Here is a 19,239-nt window from a genome sequence, read left to right as displayed (position 1 = left end):
TGCCTGTCGCAGCGGAGCCCTCGTGCCGTAAGCAGACGCCGAAGCCACCCCTCAGCGCCCCGCGGACGCGCATTGGAGCGCACGTGGCCCTTGGTGCGTTGGGCACTGCCAGCGCCCCGGCCGGAAGGACACCAGCGCCCCCCATGCAAACAGGAACACGACCGCCTCCATGCCACCAACCGCCCAACATCCCATGCGCAGGACTCCTGTGAACCCGTTGCGGATCATCCTGCTCGCCTCGCTGCTGCCCTCCATCGCACCGCTGGCGAAGGCCCAGACCTGGGCTCCGCTCGGTCCGGACGATAGCACTTGGCCCACGCGCGAATCCGCCGATCATCATAGCATGGCGGTTGATGCCGACGGCCATCCGGTGATCGCCTTCCGCGACCCGAGCCAAGGCAACCGCACCACGGTGAAGCGATGGGCCCTCGGAGCATGGCAGACAGTGGGCGCTCCGGGGCTTTCAGCTGGTCAGGCCTCCGAGCACAGCATCGACATGGGGCCCGATGGGCAACCTGTGGTGGCGTATGTGGACCACAGCGTCTCGCAACGGCTCACGGTGCAGCGCTGGAATGGCAGTGCTTGGCAAGTGATCGGTGCATTGGGCATCAGTGCCGGCCAGATTGCCGGCCCCAGCCTGGCCGTAGGCACGGATGGGCAGCCTGTGGTGGCCTATACCGACTGGAGTGCATCGGGCCGGCTAACCGTGCTCCGCTGGAGCGGTGCCGCATGGCAACCGCTGGGGAGCACCGGATTCACCGCAGGCGGAGCCTATGACCCCAGCCTGCAACTGGATGGGGAAGATGACCCCGTGGTGGCGTACCGCGATGCGTCGGCCAACTTCGGGGTCTCCGTTCGGCGATGGGACGGCAGCGCTTGGGCGGCGGTGGGGGCACCCGCCTTCACCGGTTCGTTCGCATCTCCCCCGAGCATGGCGCTGACGAGTGCAGGCGAACCGGTGGTGGGCTACGGGGATGGCAGCCTTGGCGGCCAACTATCCGTGCAGCGCTGGAACGGGACCGCTTGGGCACCGGTGGGCGCGCTGGGCTTCACCCCTAGCTACGTTGATCAGGTGGCCGTCGTGCTGAACGACCTGGATCTGCCTGCAGTCGCGTTCGCCGATGGATCCACAGGCAGCCTCATCACGGTGCAACGCTGGGATGGATCCGCCTGGCTGGGAGTCGGCTCTTCGGGCTTCTCCGCCAGCGTGGTGAGTGGCGTGTGCGCCGGTCTTTCGCCAGCCGGCCACCCCGTCATTGGCTATCTGGACAATGGCTTTGGGAACAAAGCGGTGGCACAGCGGTGGAACGGCAGTGCCTGGATTCCCTACAGCGACCTTCCAATCTCGACCGGCACCGTTTTCTACCAGGACCTGGCCGTTGGTCCGGACGGGAACCCCACGGTGATATTCATGGACCAGGGCAACGGCAACCGCACCACGGTGAAGCGGTGGAACGGCAGTGCCTGGGTGCTCCTCGGCAATCCGCTGCTGGGGCCTGCGAACGCCTACTTCCACGCCATCGCCATCGCGCCCAACGGTGAAACGGCTATCGCCTATCGACTTCCGGCAACCGGCGACCGCGTGCAGGTGCTGCGCTGGACCGGAGCGGCCTGGGAGTCCGTGGGCGCCCCCAACCTTTCGGTGGGCAGCGCACAGTACACCACCCTGTGCATGACGCCCGATGCGCGACCGGTGGTGGCTTTCAGGGACGACGCACTGGGCGGCCGCTTATCCGTGCTGCGCTGGACCGGCAGCACATGGGAGGCGCTGGGTGGCACGGGCTTCACCAGCGGCCCCATCTTCGACCTCTCCATGGCCTTGACGGCCGCCGGCGATCCCGCGGTGGCCTATCGCGATGTAGCCACGAACACCATCGTGGTGGAGCAGTGGAACGGATCGGGGTGGACCATGCTGGGCGGCGGGCCCATCTCCGTGGCGAACTCCGGATCGCCTTCCGTGGCGATCAACGCCCAGAACAACCCGGTCGTGGTCTACATGGATGCCAGCGCAGGGAGCAGGCCAACCGTGAAGCGCTGGAGCGGAACAGCGTGGGAGCTCATCGGGCCACCGGGCTTCACCGCAGCATTCGCGCAAGTGCCCCAGCTCGTGCTGGATACTGACGATGCCCCAATCGTGGCCTACCACGATGGCGCAAACGGCTTTCGTGCGAATGTCGACCGCTGGAATGGCACCGAGTGGGCGCCGGTGGGCCCGAGCGGCTTCACGACACCGCTGAGCTCCGGTGCCGGGCGATGGATCGCCCGCAGCAGCACCGGCCGCCTCGTCGTCGCCTATCGGACGCCGGGGCTCTTCGCACGCGCCTACAGCGAGGCAGAGCTATCCATTGGATCGGTCGCCACTGACCTGTGCATCGGCACTCCGCTGAACGTACCCTATACCGCAGCGGGTGCATTCGACCTCGGCAACATCTTCACAGTGGAACTGAGTGATTCATTCGGCTCGTTCGCGAATCCCGTGGCAATCGGAAGTGCGAATGCCATGGTAAGCGGCAGCATCAATTGCACCATTCCACCAAGCACACCGCCCGGCACCGGCTACCGGTTACGCGTGATGAGCAGCGACCCGCCGCTGGTGGCCAGCGACAATGGCGCGGACCTCACGATCGCCTCTCCCGTCCTGTGGTACGCCGATACCGATGGCGACGGGCTCGGTGACCCCGGCTCTTCGATGGAAGCCTGTGAGCAGCCCTCCGGGCACGTCACCAATGACGCCGATGCCTGCCCCGCGCTTGCCAACGGCAATCCCGGCGACGCCTGCGACGACAGCAACCCGAGCACGGTGCTCGACGTGGTCAACGGCAGCTGCGTGTGCGCCGGCCAGGCCTGCACCACCGACCTGGACCTGATCTGGCAGCCCGATGGCGTGAGCCTGATCACCTGGGAGCTGCGCGAGCAGGGCACCAACAACCTGGTGCAGGCCGGCGGCGGCATCTACCCCGATGTGAGCCAGTACAGCGAGGCCACCTGCCTGCCCGATGGCTGCTTCTACCTCACCGTGATGGACGAGGGCGGCGACGGCATCGCCGGCGGCGGCTACCAGCTGAAGATCAACAGCGGCGCACGCCTCATCGACAACCTCACCGATGCCTTCGGCAGCGGCGGATTCACCAGCGGCGTCTACAGCGAGATCGATGGCCTCGAGGGCTTCTGCCTCCCCCTGGGAAGCGACCGCCTGATCTTCACCAGCTGCGACCGCGTGGACTGGAAGACCAGCCCCTGCGGCGGCGAGTTCGTGGTGGCCAATGACAACCCGGCCGTGAGCGCCCAGTACGGCGTGAGCAACGCCAACAGCGGCTACCAGATGTGGCTCTACAACCCCAACGGCGGCTACAGCTTCAAGCGCTTCCAGAGCCACAGCACTTCCAACGGCCTGCCCGCCAGCGCCACCCGCGCCTGCCACTTCCAGCTCAACAGCTGGAGCGGAAACCAGCTCCAGGAGGGCGTGCTCTACAACGTGAAGGTCCGCGGACGCATCGCCGGCAACTACCTGCCCTGGGGGCCCGCCTGCCGCCTGGTGGTGAACAACGCCGCTTCGCAATGCCCCCGCACCAAGCTCATGGACATCCCCGGCAACCAATACCTGAGCTGCGGACAGACCCGCCCGGTGGGCACCAGCCAGGCCAGCCTGGTGCATGCCAAACCCCTGCGCCGCATGAACGCCAACTGCAACTGGGTGAGCGCCAACCGCTACCAGTTCCGCTTCCGCCTGCCCGCCGAGAACTTCGAGCTGGTGAAGAACAGCGCCGTCGGGCAGTACTGGGTGAACACCAACGGACTCGCCTGCAGCAAGACCTACGAGGTGGACGTGCGCGCCAGCTTCGATGGCGGCGCCACCTGGTGCCACAGCAGCGATCCCTGGGGCGATGTGTGCCTGCTCACCACCACCTGCACCAATGCGCTCGCCGGGCAGCCCACCGGCACCGGCACCGCCGCCGGCACCCTGCGCCTCTACCCCAACCCCAACCAGGGCGACCAGCTGATGCTGGGCCTGAGCGCGGTGGCCCAGGGCGTGAACACGGTGAGCGTGGACCTCTTCGATGTGTTCGGCAAGCGCGTGGCGGCCCGCACCATCCCCGTGCAGGACGGCTTCGTGAACACCATGCTGGAACTGAACGGCGAACTCGCCAACGGCATGTATGTGGTGAGCATCACCGCAGGTGCCGACAGCTACAATGAGCGGCTGGTGATCCAGAAGTAGGCATCCATGTGATCCGAGGAGCCCCTGCACCCATGGCGCAGGGGCTTCTGCCTAGCTACCAGGCCGGCACGAATCCCAGCGCAGGGTGACTTTCGTCCTTGCGGCAAAGGCTTGTATTGCCGAACCTTCGGCCAAGTATGGTGTGTCTGCAAGCACCTGCCTTGGAATCAGAAGCCGCAAATCCATGAAAAAGCCTTACGTTCTTCTGCTCTCAACTGTACTGCTCTGCCCGACGCTGGCCGCTGCCCAAGGGGCCCAGCCTTGGACGGACCTCCCTGCGGACCGCGCCGCCTCGGTGGCGGGCGAACGCCGGATTCATCCCCGCCAGGCCCGGATCCTGGTCCTCGATACGCGCGCCATGGCCCAGTTGCTCAGGCAGGCACCGGTGACCGATGCGCACGAGGCTGCCGCTTCCGGGCATGTCCTAGAGCTTCCCGCCCCGGAGGGCGGCTTCGTGGCTTTCCGCTTCGTGGAGACGCCCGTGATGCACCCCGACCTGCAAGCGCGCTACCCCATGATCCGCACCTACACCGGCGTAGGCGTTGAGGATGGTGCACTGGCGAAGCTCGACCTGACTCCGCATGGTTTCCATGCCATGGTGATGCCTCCGGATGGGGATGACTGGTTCATCGACCCGCTCGTATTCGGCAACGACATGCACCACCAGAGCTATCGCAAGCGCCATTTCACCAAGGTGCTGCCGGAGGGCTTCCAGGCCTGTCACTACGAGGAGGTGAACGATATCGATGCATCGCAGAAGCAGACGCGTGCTTGGATCGCGCAGATGGGCGCCGACCGCGTGGGCGATTGCCAGCTGCGGCGCTACGACCTGGCCCTGGCCTGCACCGGGGAGTACGCCAACTTCCACGGCAGCAACACCACCAACAATAACAAGAGCTTCGCGGCGGCGGCCATGGCCACGAGCCTCAACCGCGTCAACGGCATCTACGAGCGCGATGCCACGCTCACCATGGTGCTGGTGGCCAACAACGACAACCTCATCTACCTCAATGGCGCCACCGATCCCTACACCAACAACAACGGGGGCACCATGCTGGGCGAGAACATCAGCACGTGCAACAGCGTGATCGGCTCGGCCAATTACGACATCGGGCACGTGTTCAGCACGGGCGGCGGCGGCGTGGCCTACCTCAACAGCCCCTGCACCAGCAACAAGGCCGGCGGCGTCACCGGCTCGGGTGCGCCGGTGAACGACCCCTTCGACATCGACTACGTGGCGCATGAGATGGGCCACCAGTACGGCGGGAACCACAGCCAGAACAACAACTGCAACCGAGCCTCCAGCGCTGCGGTGGAGGTGGGCAGCGGCATCACCATCATGGGCTACGCCGGCATCTGCTCGCCCGATGTGGCCTCCAACAGCATCGCCATGTTCGGCGGATACAGTATGCAGGAGATCGCCGCCAACATCACCACCGGCGCCAGCAGCGGATGCCCCACGATCACCGCGATCGTGAACTCCCAACCAACGGCGAACGCCGGTCCGGACCGCGCCATCCCCCGTTCCACGCCCTTCATTCTCACCGGCAGCGCCACCGACGCCAACCCCGGCAACGTGCTCACCTACAGCTGGGAGCAGATGGATAATGCAGTGGCCACGCAGCCACCGCTGGCCACCAACACCGGGGGGCCCGCATGGGTGCCGCTGCTGCCCCAGAGCACGCCCGTGCGCTACATGCCCAACCTGCCCGCCGTGATCGCCAACACCACGCCCACCTGGGAGGTGCTCAGCAGCGTGGCGCGCACCTACAACTTCCGCCTCACCGTGCGCGACAACGCCGTGGGCGGCGGCTGCGCCAAGCAGGATAACATGGTAGTGACGGTGAGCGGCTCGGCGGGCCCCTTCCTGGTGACGGCGCCCAATACCGCAGTGACCTGGACGGCGCTCACCACGCAGACCGTGACCTGGGATGTGGCCGGCACCACGGCCTCCCCCGTGAGCTGCGCCGCCGTCGACATCCTGCTCAGCACCGACGGCGGGCTCACGTATCCCATCGTGCTGGCCACTGCCACGCCCAACGACGGGAGCCAGAGCATCACCGTGCCTAACAATGCCACCACCACGGCCCGCGTGATGGTGCGCGCCAACGGCAACATCTTCTACGACATCAGCAACACGAACTTCACCATCACCGTGCCCGCCACGCCCGACTATTCCTTGGGCGTGACGAGCCCTTCGGCCATCGCATGCCAGCCGGGCTCCGCCACTTATACGGTGCAAGTAGGCAGCATCCTCGGCTACAGCAGCGCGGTCACCTTGGGCACCACGGGCCTCGCGCCAGGACTGAACGCATCATTCAGCCCCAATCCGGTCACGCCCGGTGGCAGCAGCACGCTCACCATCAGCGGCACTGGCAACGTGGCGCCCGGCAGCTACAACTTCACGCTCACCGCCGCCAGCGTGAGCGGCAACAAGAACCTGGCGCTCACCCTGCAGGTGCTGGCGCCGGCGGGAGTGGTCTCACTGTCATCGCCCGCCAATGGCGCCTCAGGCGTGGCGGGCGGAGCGGCCCTGACCTGGAACGCCGATCCGAATGCGACTTCGTATGCCATCCAGATCGCCACCGACCCGGGCATGGTCAACATCGTGGAGACCGGCAACGGGCTCACGGGAACCAGCTATTCCACGGCAGTCGCCACGCAGCCGCTCACCACCTACTATTGGAGCGTGCAGTCGAGCAACGCCTGCGGCTTCGGCACACCATCGGCCATCTGGTCCTACACCACCAGCGATTGCCAGCCAGCGACCATCCGCATCGTGCTGGATCAGTACGGCTCCGAGACCACCTGGCGCCTCGAGAACAGCACCGGGGACGTTGTCGCCAGCGGAGGACCGTACACCGATCAGGGCTCCGCTGGCGCCTACCCGCAGCCTGATGTGAACCTGTGCCTGCCTGCAGGTTGCTACACGCTCATCGTGAACGACAGCTACGGTGATGGGCTGTGCTGCCAGTACGGCAGAGGCTTCGTCGCCGTGCTCGACGCCAGCGGTGCGCCCTACGCAGCGGCCTCCTCCTTCACGAGCACGGCGAGTGTCAGCCTCTGCCTGCCGACTGCCTGCATCGGTGCCCTGCCCTACAGCGAGGATTTCACCAACGGCCTGGGCGCCTGGGTGCAGGGGGCAACGGATTTCTTCGACTGGACGCTGCAGTCGGGCAGCACCCCGACCAACAATACCGGTCCCACAGGCGATCATACCTCCGGCACGGGCAACTACATCTTCACCGAATCCAGCAGCCCCAACAACCCCAGCCGCACCGCAGAGCTCTTCAGCCCTTGCATCGACCTTGAGCCCTATGCCAGCGCGGAGCTGAGTTTCTGGTACCACATGTGGGGCACGGCAATGGGCAGCCTGTCCGTGGATGTCTGGAACGGCAACGCCTGGACGCAGGCGGCGTGGAGCCGCACCGGCAACCAGGGCAACAGCTGGCAACAGGGCTCGTTGTCCCTTGACCCGTGGGTGGGCAACGCCATCCGCATACGCTTCCGCGGCGTGACGGGCAACGGTGCCACCAGCGACATGGCCATCGATGACATCCTGATCACCGGCTCCAACGAGGTGCAGGTGGCCGCGCGGGTCTTCCTCGAAGGGCCCTATGACGCAGCCACGGGCCAGATGCGTGATCAGCTCCGCACGCTCCCCTCCTTCCCGCTCACCGAGCCGTTCACCGCGCTCGGTTATACCCACAACGGCGGTGGCGGCGAATCCGTGCCCGCACCCGTGCTGGCAGCGACCGGTTCCAATGCCATCGTGGACTGGGTGGTGCTGGAGCTGCGCAATCCCCTTGATCCCGCCGATGTGCTCAGCACCCGCAGCGCCTTGCTGCAACGCGATGGCGATATCGTATCCACCGATGGGGCAAGTGCGGTGAGCTTCCCGCGCGGACCGGGCAGCTACTACCTGGCCGTGCGGCATCGCAACCACCTCGGCATGATGACCGCTGGCCCGGTGGCCCTCAACGCCGCCCCCTCAAGCGTTGACCTGAGCACGGCGGCGGCCTACGGCACCGACGCCCGCAAGAGCATTGCAGGCGCCTACCCGAAGCAGGTGCTCTGGGCCGGCGATGTGAGCTTCGATGGGCTTCTCCAGTACGTGGGCAACGGCAACGACCGCGATCCCATCCTGGTGGCCATCGGCGGCGCAGTGCCCACCAGCACCATCACCGGCTACCGCACTGAGGACGTGAACCTCGATGGTACGGTGAAGTACGTGGGCGATGGCAACGACCGCGACCCCATCCTGGTGAACATCGGAGGCGCAGTGCCCACCAGCACGCGGCCGGAGCAGCTGCCGTAGCGCATCGGCCTCTGAATGAGGAACGGCCCCGGCTATGACCGGGGCCGTTCCATTCCCATTGGTGCCTCCTCACTCGGCCAGGGCCTGAACAGGCTTCACCGCGCCTCCGTTGGGTCCTGTGGTGTAGTCGCGCACCGGCACCCAGCGGTAGAGCACCTTGGTGAGCAGCAGGAACATGATGGGCACGATCACCAGGGTGAGGAAGGTGGCGAAGACGAGGCCGAAGATCACCGTCCAGCTCATGGGGCCCCAGAAGATGGTGTTGTCGCCCCCGAGCACGAACTGCGGGTCGAGCTCGCTGAAGAGCGTGAAGAAGTTGATGTTGAGGCCGATGGCGAGCGGCACAAGGCCCAGCACCGTGGTGATGGCCGTGAGCAGCACGGGGCGCAGGCGGCGCGCCCCCGCATCCTCAATGGTGGTCAGCACCTCCGGCATGGGCAGGCGCTGATCGGGCCGCAGGCCGAGCTCCGCCTTGCGGCGGCTCTGCAGCAGCAGCATGAAGTCCACCAGCACGATGGCGTTGTTCACCACGATGCCCGCCAGCGAGATGATGCCCACCATGGTCATCATGATCACGAACTCCATGCGGAAGATGACCAGGCCGAGGAACACGCCGATCAACGAGAACACCACGCTGCTCACGATGATCGCCGGGATGGCCGCGCTGTTGAACTGGGCCACGATGATCATGAACACCAGGAACACGGCGACCAGCAGCGCGGTGCTCAGGAAGCTCATCTGCTTGGCCTGCTCGGCGAGCTCCCCCGTGAACTCATACGTGAAGCGCGGGTCCCTGGGGTAGCTCTCGAATGCGGCAATCACGTTCTTCACCACCTGCTCCTTGGCGAACTCGTCCGTGACGTTGCTCTGCACCTGCACCATCCGCTTCAGGTCCTTGCGCTTCACGGCGCTGTAAGTGCTGGTGTAGCGGGGCGTGGCCAGCGCGCTGATCGGCACCTGCCGGATCTGGCCGTTCGTCTGATCTCGGAAGGTGACGCGCATGCTGGTGAGCACCTCGGGGTCGTAGCGGTACTCATCCTTCAGGCGGATATTGACGGGGTAGTCATCCTCGCCCTGCTTGTAGGTGCTCACCTCGCGGCCGTAGAGGGCTGTGCGCAGCGCATCGCCGATGGCATAGGTGCTCACGTTGTACCGGCGCGCCTTCGCGCGGTCGATGGCGATGGGCATCTCGGGCTTGCCCAGCTCGATATCGAGCTTCAGCTCCTCCACCATGTCGATGTGCTGCTCCTTGAGGAACTCGCGCACTTTCTCGCCCTCGGCGATGAGCGCCAGCACGTCGTCGCCCTTGATCTCCAGGTTGATGGCCTTGCCCACCGGCGGGCCGGCGGCATCCTTGTCCACCACAACCGTCACACCCGGCACGCCGCGCAGCGCCTCGCGGATCTCCTCCATCACATCGAGCGAGCGCTTGTCGCGTCGCTCGGCGAACTTCACGAAGCTCACCTGCACGCGCGCCTTGTGGGGCGTGGCATCGAAGCTGGGCCCGGCCATGGGGTCGCTGGTCCCCTCGCCCACCTGGGCGATCACGCTGCTCACCATGAAGTTCCGCAAGCGCTTCTCCGTCCGGCCGTCGGGCAGGGTGTCGGTCACCTCGTCGTTGTACTCGGGTCGCGAGAGCACATCGAATACCCGCCGCTCCACCTCGCGCGCGGTGGCATCGGTCTCGGTGATGTCCGTGCCGATGGGCTTCTCGATGAACACGTTCACGTAGAGCGGCTCGTTCACCGGGAAGAAGAGCGTGTTGGGCGGGAAGATGCCCGTGAGCACGAAGGAGAAGATGAGCAGCCCGATGGTGCCCAGGAACATCCAGCGCGGCCGCTTGCCTTGGAGGGCCCACACGAGGAAGCTGCGGTAGCGCTGTTCCAGCCGCGGCATGGTGACGGTTTGGAAGCGCACGCTGGCCGGGTACAGTACGTAATGGTTCAGGTAGCCGAACAGGCCGAAGGCGAAGGCGAGGTTGCCCAGGGTGAAGAGGAAGGTATTGCCGGCGAAATGCCCGGTGAGGCTGAATAGGAGGCCAAGGCCGGTCATCCACCCGCCCACCTTGAAGGTGAGGAAGCGCGTGGGCCCCGGCTGGTCAACCTTCATGTAGCGCGCGGCGAGCATGGGGTTGATGATGAGGCCCACGAAGAGCGAGCTGGCCAGCACCACCATGAGGGTGATGGGCAGGAACTTCATGAACTCGCCCATGATGCCGGGCCACATCAGGAGCGGGATGAACACCGCCACGGTGGTGGCCGTGCTGGCAATGATGGGCCAGGCCACCTCCCCGATGCCGTTCTTGGCCGCCCGGATGGCATCCTGCCCCTCGCTCATGAGGCGGTGTGTGTTCTCGATCACCACGATGCCGTTGTCCACCAGCATGCCCAGGGCGAGCACGAGGCTGAAGAGCACCATCATGTTGAGCGTATAGCCCATGCTGTTGAGCACGATGAAGCTCAGCAGCATGCTCATGGGGATGGCGATGCCCACGAAGATGGCGTTGCGAAGGCCCAGGAAGAACATGAGCACGCCCACCACGAGCAGGATGCCGAAGATGATCGAGTTCTCCAGCTCGTCCACCTGCGTGCGGGTCTGGTCGCTCAGGTCGCCGGTGATGGTGACATGGAGGTCGCGCGGGAGCACGTCGCGCTGGAAACGGGAGAGCTGCGCCTTCACGCTGTCGCTCAGCACCAGCAGGTTGCGGCCGCTGCGCTTGATCACATCCACCATCACCACGGGCTGGCCGAACTCACGTGCGAAGCTGGTGGGCTCCACGTAGGTGAAGGCCACATCGGCGATCTCGCCCAGGCGCACGATGTCGAGGTTCTCCTGCTTCACGATGATCTGCTTCACCTCCTCGGGGTCGGTGAACTCGCCGCTCACGCTCACGGTGCGGCGCAAGCCATCCACCAGCACCTCGCCGCCGCTCACGCTCACGTTCTCGCTCTGCACCGCGCCGGCCACATCCTGGAAGCTGATCTGGCGCGCCTCCATCTTCGGCAGGTCCAGGCTGATGCGCAGCTCCTTCTTGGGCACCCCACGGATCTCCACCTTGTTCACCTCTTCCAGGTCCTCCAGCTTGTCCTCCAGCTGCTCCGCCCATTTGTTCAGCTGGTCCAGGCTGTAGTCGCCGCTGAGGTTGATGTTCATCACCGGCATCATCTCCGAGAAGTTCATCTCGAACACGCTCGGGTCGGCGGGCAGGTCGGTGGGGAAATCGGGATCCGACTTCGCCTTGTCCACCGCGTCCTTCACCTTGCGCAGCGCCTCGGTGGGCGTCACGTTGAAATCGAACTTGATGTGCACGGTGCTGTAGCCCTGAACGCTGGTGCTGAGCACCTCATCGATCCCGGAGATGGTCTTGATCTCCTTCTCGAGCGGACGGGTGATGAGCTTCTCCATGTCCTCCGGCGAGTTGCCCGGGTACACGGTGCTCACGAAGATCTCCGGGGTCACCACCTCGGGGAAGGCCTCCCGGGGCATGCCCTGATAGGCGTTCCAGCCGATGAGGGCGATGAGGATGGTGAGCACCATCACCGTGGCGCGGTTGTCCACCGCCCAGGAGGCGATGCCGAAGCGCTTGTCGTCCGTGATGTGTTGTCCGTTGTCCTGTGACATGGGGTCCTACTTTTCACCACAGAGGCACGGAGGGCACGGAGGGAATCCATCCCTCCGCACATGGCCTGTCCTCGCTGCGGTCATCTTTCTTGTGCTTTCCCTGTGTTCCCTGTGCCTCTGCGGTGAAGCTCATGCGCCCTTCATCACCTGCACCTCCTGCTGGTCCACCACCAGGCGCGCGCCCTGATCGATGAGCAGCTCACCGCCTTTGAGGCCGTTCTCCTCGCGCTGCAGCAGCAGCTCGCCGCCCTGTGTGCTCAGGACCTTCACGAACTGCTTGCGCGTGCGGGCCTGGCCATCCTTCTCCTCGAGCACGAACACGTAAGGCTGTCCCGCACTGTTCTCCATCACCAGGCGGCTGGGCACCACCAGCGCCGCGGGCTCATCCAGGTCGCGGATGCGCACGTTCACCAGCTGGTTGGGGCGCAGCTTGGCATTGTCGCTGAAGCGCAGGGTGACCTTGAAGGTGCGGTTGTTGGGGTTGATGTACTGTCCGCACTGATCGATGGCGGCCGTGAGCTTCTCGCGCGTCTCGGGGATCAGCACCTCCACCGGATCGCCGGCCTTCACCTTGGTGAGCAGGTCCTCGGCGAGGTCCACCTCGATGCTCGCCTTGCCCAGCGCCACCACGCGCGCCACGGGCTGCATGGGGTTGGCCATATCGCCCAGGTTCGGGAAGATCTCGTCCACCACGCCGGCGAAGGGGGCGCGCACCTCGGCGCCGCGCAGCTGCTCCTTCAGGGAGAGGAGCTGCGCCTCGCCCGCATCCTTGTTCGCCTTGGCCTGCAGGTATTGCACCTCGCTGCCGATCTTCTGCTGCCACAGGCCGGCCTGCTTCTCGTACACCTTGCGCGCAAGCTCCACCTGCGCCTCGGCCTGGCGGATGCTCTCACGCAGCGCATCGGTGTCGATGTCCACGATGAGCTGGCCCTTGGCCACGCTCTGGCCCTGCTGCACCAGGATGCGGCGCACCTCGCCGCCCGCGGTGGTGTACACCAAGGCGTTCTGATCGGCCCGCACGCTGCCATGCGCCTCGGTCCAGTGCGCGAAGGGCCGTGCCTGCAGCGCGTAGGTCGTCACGGTGGGGAGGGTGCGCTTCAAACTGGGGTCATTGACCGCCAGCCAGCCATCGATCTCCGCGATGGCCTTGTTGAGCTTGTCGCGCTCGGCCTTCAGCGAATCTCGTTGGGCCCGCTTCGCCGAGAGCCGCGCATCAGCATCGGCGTTGCCGCCGCCACAGGCAGCGATGAGCGCCACGAGCGGGAGCATGAGGAGTGAACGACGCATGGTCATGTGGATGTTCATTGTCCGGTTCAGTAGAGGTCGAGGGCCTTGCGCAGGTCGGCGCGCGCGGTGAGCAGCTCCACCAGGCGCTGCACATACTGCTGCTGGGCGATGAGGTTGTTGGCGCGCTCCTGCGTGAGCTCGAAGCTGCTGGCCGCGCCATTGGTGAACTTGATGCTGGTGCGGTCCAGGATGCTCTGCGAGAGCAGCAGGCTGCGCTCCTCCGCGCGGTAGTTGTCGAAGGCGGTGCGGGCCTGGCTGCGGGTGCGCTCCACCTCGGCCAGCAGGCGCTGCTCGGTGGCCGTGCGGTTCACCTCCACCTGCTTCAGCGCCACCTGGGCCTGCTTCACCTTGTGGTGGCGGTTGCCGCTGCTGAAGATGGGTACGGTCAGCTTCATGCCCCAGAGCGTGGTAGGATAGAACGGATAGGCGCCTCCGGGGTCGAAATCGGGGCCGTTCCACACCTGCTGGTGGTTGAGGAAACCGGCAAGGCTGGGCAGCGCCTTCGCGCGCTCGTTGCGCATATTGAGCGTCTGCAGGCGTATGGTCGTCTCAGCGCCCTGCAGTTCGATGTGCTGGCCGGCATTGAAGTCCTGTTCGCTCAATGCGGATTCACCCGGGTCGTTCACGATGGTGCGCAGGTCGTCGGAGAGCTCGATGGGCGTGCCCTGCGGAACCCCGAGGGTGAGGGCCAGGAGCATACGCGCCACCTGGGCCTGCTGCTGGAAGCTGCGCTGCTGCGCCTTGGTCTGATCCAGCTGGATGGTGAGGCGGTCCACATCGGTGCTCTCCATGAAGCCGGCGTCGAGCATGGCCTGTGCCTCGCGCAGGCTCTGCTCGATCAGGGGGATCCCTTCGCCGGCCAGGCGCGCGCCCTCCTCGGCGGCGAGCACCCCGAAATAGGCCTTGGCCGCCTGGTTGCGCGCATCGGCGCGGGCCTTCTCCAGGTCCTCGCGGCTCTGCTGCGCCAGCGCCTTGGTGGCCTGCAGGCCCACGAGGTAGCTGCCATCGAATATGAGCTGCGAGAGGGTGACGCCCGCGCTGGCATTCCAGGGCAGGCCGAACTGCGCCGCGATGTAATCGGGGCCCTGGCCCGGTGCGAAGAAATTCGGGATGAGCTGCGTGGGCACATCGATGAAGTTCTGCAGCTGCGCCTCGCCGTTGATCTGCGGCAGGCCGATGGCGGTGATCTCCTTCACCTTGTGGCGGGCCTTCTCGGCCTCCAGCTCGCTTGCCTGCACGGCATAGGCCTGCTTCGCGGCCATGTCCTGCGCCTGCTGCAGGCTCAGCCGCACGGGGCCCTGGGCGCTGGCGGCGAGGCCGGCTGCGATCACGATCGTGGTCAATGGCGTTCTCATCAGGCGCGTTCTTTCTTGGCTTTCTTCTCCAGGTAGGCTACGCCCTTCTTGCTGGCGATGCCGCGGATGTGATACTCGAAGTGCTTCCAGAGCACGTCGCTCAGGTTGAACCGGTCGGTGGGGAACACCCGGCCGTCCCAGGTGGAATCGATGCGGGCGATGTAGAGGCGCGTGATCACCTCCACATCGAGGTCCTCGCGGTATAGCCCTTCGGCGATGCCCTTGCGCAGGTTGGTGCTCACGCAGGTGTGGATGTCTTCCTGCTCGCGCTGCTCCATGATCTCCCAGGCCCTGGGGTGGTACTTCTGCAGGTCGAACTGCACGCTGGGGTGCATGTTGCCCACCTGCGCCACGATGAAGCGGGTGATCTCCTCGTTCTCATCGATGGCGTTGAGCCCGCGCGCGCAGATGGCGTTGATGGTGTCGCGATGGAAGCCGCACACCGCCGTCACCACCTGCTCCACCAGGTCGTTCTTGTCCGTGAAGTGCCCGTAAAGCGTCTTCTTGCTCACGCGCAGCTGCGTGGCCACGTCATCCATGGTCAGGCTCTTGATTCCCAGGCGCATGAACAGCTTCAGCGCCTGGTCCAGGATCTCCTGTTTCTTGGGGTCCATGCGTTCAGGTTGCAGGTGCGGCGGAAGGGAGGTCCGGCGAAAGCGGGCGCAAAAGTAGACCGCAAAACACGATGGAAACGTTTTACCCCATCATTCGTTTCCGCCGCTCATCACATTCCAAGGCAGGCCAGCGCCTCCGGGGCGGGGCCGGCGCGCCAGCAGGAGCGGGAGCGATGGCTCAGGAGCCCGCCACCCGCTCCAGGAGCTTGGCGTAGTAGGAGTCGCCGATGGGGATGGAGCCCTTGCCATCCTCCATGATCACATGGGGTGCCTCGATGGCCTCGATGCGGTCGAGCCGAACGATGAAGCTGCGGTGCACCCGCAAGAACTTGTCCGCTGGCAGCCGCGACTCGATGCTCTTCATGGTGCCATGCACGATGTAGCGCTTGTCCTTCACATGCACCGAGAAGTAGTCCTTCAGGGCCGAGATGTAGTAGACATCCTCAAGCGGTACCCGCACCTGGCGGCCGCCGTGCTTGAGGAAGAGCGGACCGGCGGCCTCCCGGGTGGCCAGCTCGTGCAGCTGATCGCGCTCCCGGCGCAGCTCCGCATCGTGGGCGTGCTTGTGGAGGGCCATCTCGATGCTCGCCTGCACCTCCACCGCCTTGAAAGGCTTCACCATATATCCATAGGGCTCGGCGATGCGCGCCCGGCTGATGGTCGTCTCGTCGCTATAGGCCGTGAGGAAGATGACGGGGATCCCCAGCTGCTCGCCGATGACCATGGCCGCCTCGATGCCGCTCATGTCGCCCTTGAGCATGATGTCCATGAGCACCAGGTCAGGCCGGTCGGCCTCCGCCCGGTCAATGGCCCCCTGCCCGTCAGCAGCCGTGCCTACCACCGCATGGCCCAGCTGCCGCAGGGTCTGCTCGATGTCGCGGCGCACGATGGCCTCATCCTCCACCACCAGGATCCGTACCGGCATGCTGTGATCTGGGTTAAGTACCGCGGCCGCCGCTCCTGCCTGCACCGGAAGCCACCGCAACGATACGCCCCCAGCCGGCCAACCGCAAGGGCATTAGACCAAAAGGCAACGGATTTCGACAAGGCCCGTGGCAACGGGGCAGCGCGGACCCGCCTTCGCCGGTCGCCCGCGCGTCAGCATCTTTGCCGGCCATGCGCGTTGAGCGCGCGGCCAACCCCATGCAGCCCACGCCCATCAAGTCCGTCCTCGACGACATCGCCCTCACCGGCACCACCCTTGCTGTGGCCGGCTGGGTGCGCACCTTCCGCAACGACTGCTTCATCGCGCTCAACGACGGCAGCACCATCCGCAACCTGCCGTGCGTGATCGATCCGGAACAAGCCGCCCCATCGGCCCCATCATGGCATGGCCGGCGATCGTGGCACTAACCCCGGTGGGTTATTGACGGTACCGCTCGGCCCACGCACCTTCGCAGCGTGACCGGTCGTGCCCTCCTACTCCTGCTTCTGCTAACACCCTGGAACGGCGTAAGGTCGCAAGCCGGCAACATCGGCCGGTTGCAACGAGAGCTGGCCAACACGCGCCTGAGCGATGCCGACCGGACGCGCAAGCTGGAACGCCTGGCGTGGTACCAGCGCGATACGGACCCGGTGAGCGCGATGGAGGCCGCACAGGAGGCGATCGCGCTAGCCGAGCGCCTCAACGACCCTTCGTTGCTGGGTAGTGCGATCACGCGCCGGGTGGCGGCCAGGCAGACGAGCGGATACTATGGCGGCGAGGCGGCGGAGCTGGCACGGGCCGTGCAACTGCTCACCCAGCACGGACCACAGGAGGACCTGGGTTACGCGCATTGGTGCCTGCACATCGACCGCTGCGAGGAAGCTGGCGAGGACAGCGTGGCGCTTGTGCACTACGCCAAGGCGCTCGAAGCGTTCGAGCGCCACCGTTCGGCCACGGGCCTCTACTGGGCACTGAGCGTTACCAAGTATGGTGGATCGGCCGACCCGGAAACGGTGCAACGTGCCAGCGATCGCATCGCGGAGGTCATCACCGCCTCGCGCGACACCTTCCTGCTCATCCAGCTGCAGCTGGACAGTGCCATGGAGGCCATCACCACCGAGGCGTTCATGCGCACCCTGCACCATTGCGCCGTTGCGGAAGCGCTCATCCAGCGCACCGGCGCGCTCCTGCACGAGCGCGCGGCCTGCCGCATGCGCGCCTTCGCCGCGAACGAACTGGCCGATCAGGACCTGGCCCTGCGGAACGCCCTTCGGGCACACACACTGTCCAAGGCGCTGCGGTCGAACGCCATGATCGTGGAGACCGGCCGGGAGCTCGCGGAGCTCCACATCGACTTCGGTGATCGCGCCTCAGCGCTGGAGCATCTGAAGGAGGCGCTCGACCTCCTGGAGGGGGTCGAACAGGCGCACGTCAAGGCGACGCTGCTGGGCACCTATGGTGCCTGCCTCCTGGAGCTGGGCAGGCTGGATACCGCGTTGCGGTCCCTGCAGCGGGCGCTGGAACTGGTGCGCGGCCCGCAGGCGATCTACATGGTGCAGGGCGAGCGCGTGGAGGAAGCGGCCATCCTGTTGGACCTGGGCAAGGTATGCCGTCGGCTGGGGCGCTTCGGGCAGGCCCGGGCCTACATCGAGGAGGGCCTCGCGCTCGCCCAACATCCCGGGCTGCGCATCGATCGGGCGTGGCTGCGGGTGGAACAAGCGCGGATCCTGGCGCATGGCGATGCGGCCGATCGCCGTGCCGCGCTTGGCGACCTGGACACCCTCATCACCCTAGCTGCCCGCGAAGGCTGGCTGGAGACCTGGCGCGATGCCCTGTTCGCACAGCACGAAGTGCACCAGGCGAATGGCAGCGCGCCGGAGGCACTCGCTTCCCTGCGGCTTTACCTCACCGCCAAGGACAGCCTGTTGGACCTCGAACGCATCAAGGACCTGAACGCCTTGAACGTCCGCTTCGCCTCGGAACGCAAGGATGCCGAACTGGAAGAGCTGTCCGCCACGAACGCCGCGCAGGAAAGCGAGCTCGCGGCCCACCGCCGGCGTAACCTCGTGCTTGCCGCGGGCTTCGGCGTGGTGGCCGTGGTGGGTGCGCTCCTCTTCCTGCTCCTGCGCAACGCACGCCGCAGCCGCCGTGCGCTCGCGGAGAAGAACGCGGCCATCCTGGAGGCGCAGGCCCGGCTGTTGGAGAGCGAGCGGGCGCGCGAGGCCTCCGAAGTACGCACACGCATCGCGCGCGACGTGCACGACCAGCTCGGCAGCGACCTCACCAAGCTTGTGCTGCTGAGCACCGAGGCCAGGGAGCTCGCGCAGAGCGATGTACGGGCCGTGCCCGCCCTGGCCGACGACATCGAGCGCATCGCCGGGGAGGCCAACCGCTCCCTGGGCGACATCGTCTGGTCCATCGACCCGCACCACGACTCGGTCGCGGGGCTCACCGAGCGCGTGCGCGCCCATGCCGAGCGCATGCTCAAGTGGAGCAAGGTGCTGCACAGCATCGAATGCACGCACGAAGGCGCGGATCGGACGCTGGACCCGGCGGTGAAGCGCGACATCTACCTGATCATCCGCGAAGCACTGAACAACGCGATCAAGTATGCCAAGGCCGCGCATATCCGCGTGATGTTCCGAACCTCGGCCACGCGCGCCGAGTTCCAGGTGGAGGACGACGGGATCGGAATGGATGCGAACCGCGGTCACGGGAACGGCATGGGGAACATGCGGGCGCGGGCAGAGCGCCTGGGTGGAACGCTCCAGGTACGGAGCGGGGCTGGAACTGGAACATTGCTCACCTTCGCGGTCGTTTTGCCGCCCGAACCGCATGCGTGAACCGTGCCGCTCGTTGATCACTGCGCTTTGGCTCATCGCAGCGTTGTGCTGCAACGC

The 19,239-nt window shown here is 65.9% G+C and carries 9 protein-coding genes; 4 read left to right on the top strand and 5 right to left on the bottom strand.

The window, feature by feature from the left end; all coding sequences use genetic code 11:
• Positions 1–193: 193 nt before the first annotated feature.
• Positions 194–4,219, top strand: a complete 4,026-nt coding sequence (locus tag QY325_13490) for a T9SS type A sorting domain-containing protein (GenBank protein ID WKZ65768.1) — start codon at positions 194–196, stop codon at positions 4,217–4,219.
• Between the two features lie 184 nt (positions 4,220–4,403).
• Positions 4,404–8,537, top strand: coding sequence for a zinc-dependent metalloprotease family protein (locus QY325_13485; GenBank protein ID WKZ65767.1), 4,134 nt, complete (start codon positions 4,404–4,406; stop codon positions 8,535–8,537).
• A 69-nt stretch (positions 8,538–8,606) separates the two neighbouring features.
• Here the strand turns inward: QY325_13485 and QY325_13480 are convergent, their stop codons facing one another.
• The 5 genes from QY325_13480 to QY325_13460 form a co-directional block, all read right to left on the bottom strand.
• A complete protein-coding gene (locus tag QY325_13480; GenBank protein WKZ65766.1) occupies positions 8,607–12,158 on the bottom strand; it encodes an efflux RND transporter permease subunit in 3,552 nt (1,183 codons plus the stop codon).
• Between the two features lie 129 nt (positions 12,159–12,287).
• Positions 12,288–13,445, bottom strand: coding sequence for an efflux RND transporter periplasmic adaptor subunit (locus QY325_13475; protein ID WKZ65765.1), 1,158 nt, complete (start codon positions 13,443–13,445; stop codon positions 12,288–12,290).
• Between the two features lie 26 nt (positions 13,446–13,471).
• Positions 13,472–14,800 carry a TolC family protein gene (locus QY325_13470; protein ID WKZ65764.1) on the bottom strand — a complete coding sequence of 443 codons (1,329 nt, stop codon included), beginning with the start codon at positions 14,798–14,800 and terminating at the stop codon, positions 13,472–13,474.
• Complete coding sequence (locus QY325_13465) at positions 14,800–15,414, bottom strand: TetR/AcrR family transcriptional regulator (GenBank protein ID WKZ65763.1); 615 nt, start codon at positions 15,412–15,414, stop codon at positions 14,800–14,802. The genes QY325_13470 and QY325_13465 overlap by 1 nt, the downstream gene beginning before the upstream one ends.
• A 178-nt stretch (positions 15,415–15,592) precedes the next feature.
• Positions 15,593–16,339, bottom strand: coding sequence for a response regulator (locus QY325_13460; GenBank protein ID WKZ65762.1), 747 nt, complete (start codon positions 16,337–16,339; stop codon positions 15,593–15,595).
• Positions 16,340–16,530: 191 nt separating this feature from the next.
• On the opposite strand from QY325_13460, the gene QY325_13455 reads away from it, so the two are divergent.
• Together QY325_13455 and QY325_13450 are read left to right on the top strand one after the other, a co-directional pair.
• Positions 16,531–16,767 carry a hypothetical protein gene (locus QY325_13455; GenBank protein ID WKZ65761.1) on the top strand — a complete coding sequence of 79 codons (237 nt, stop codon included), beginning with the start codon at positions 16,531–16,533 and terminating at the stop codon, positions 16,765–16,767.
• A gap of 129 nt (positions 16,768–16,896) precedes the next feature.
• Positions 16,897–19,182: a tetratricopeptide repeat protein gene (locus QY325_13450; protein ID WKZ65760.1), complete on the top strand. Its 2,286-nt coding sequence runs from the start codon at positions 16,897–16,899 to the stop codon at positions 19,180–19,182.
• Positions 19,183–19,239: the final 57 nt, after the last annotated feature.

It is taken from the genome of Flavobacteriales bacterium, assembly GCA_030584065.1.
In the GTDB taxonomy this organism is placed as follows: domain Bacteria; phylum Bacteroidota; class Bacteroidia; order Flavobacteriales_F; family PHOS-HE28; genus PHOS-HE28.
This window is presented reverse-complemented; position numbering and strand designations above follow the sequence as displayed.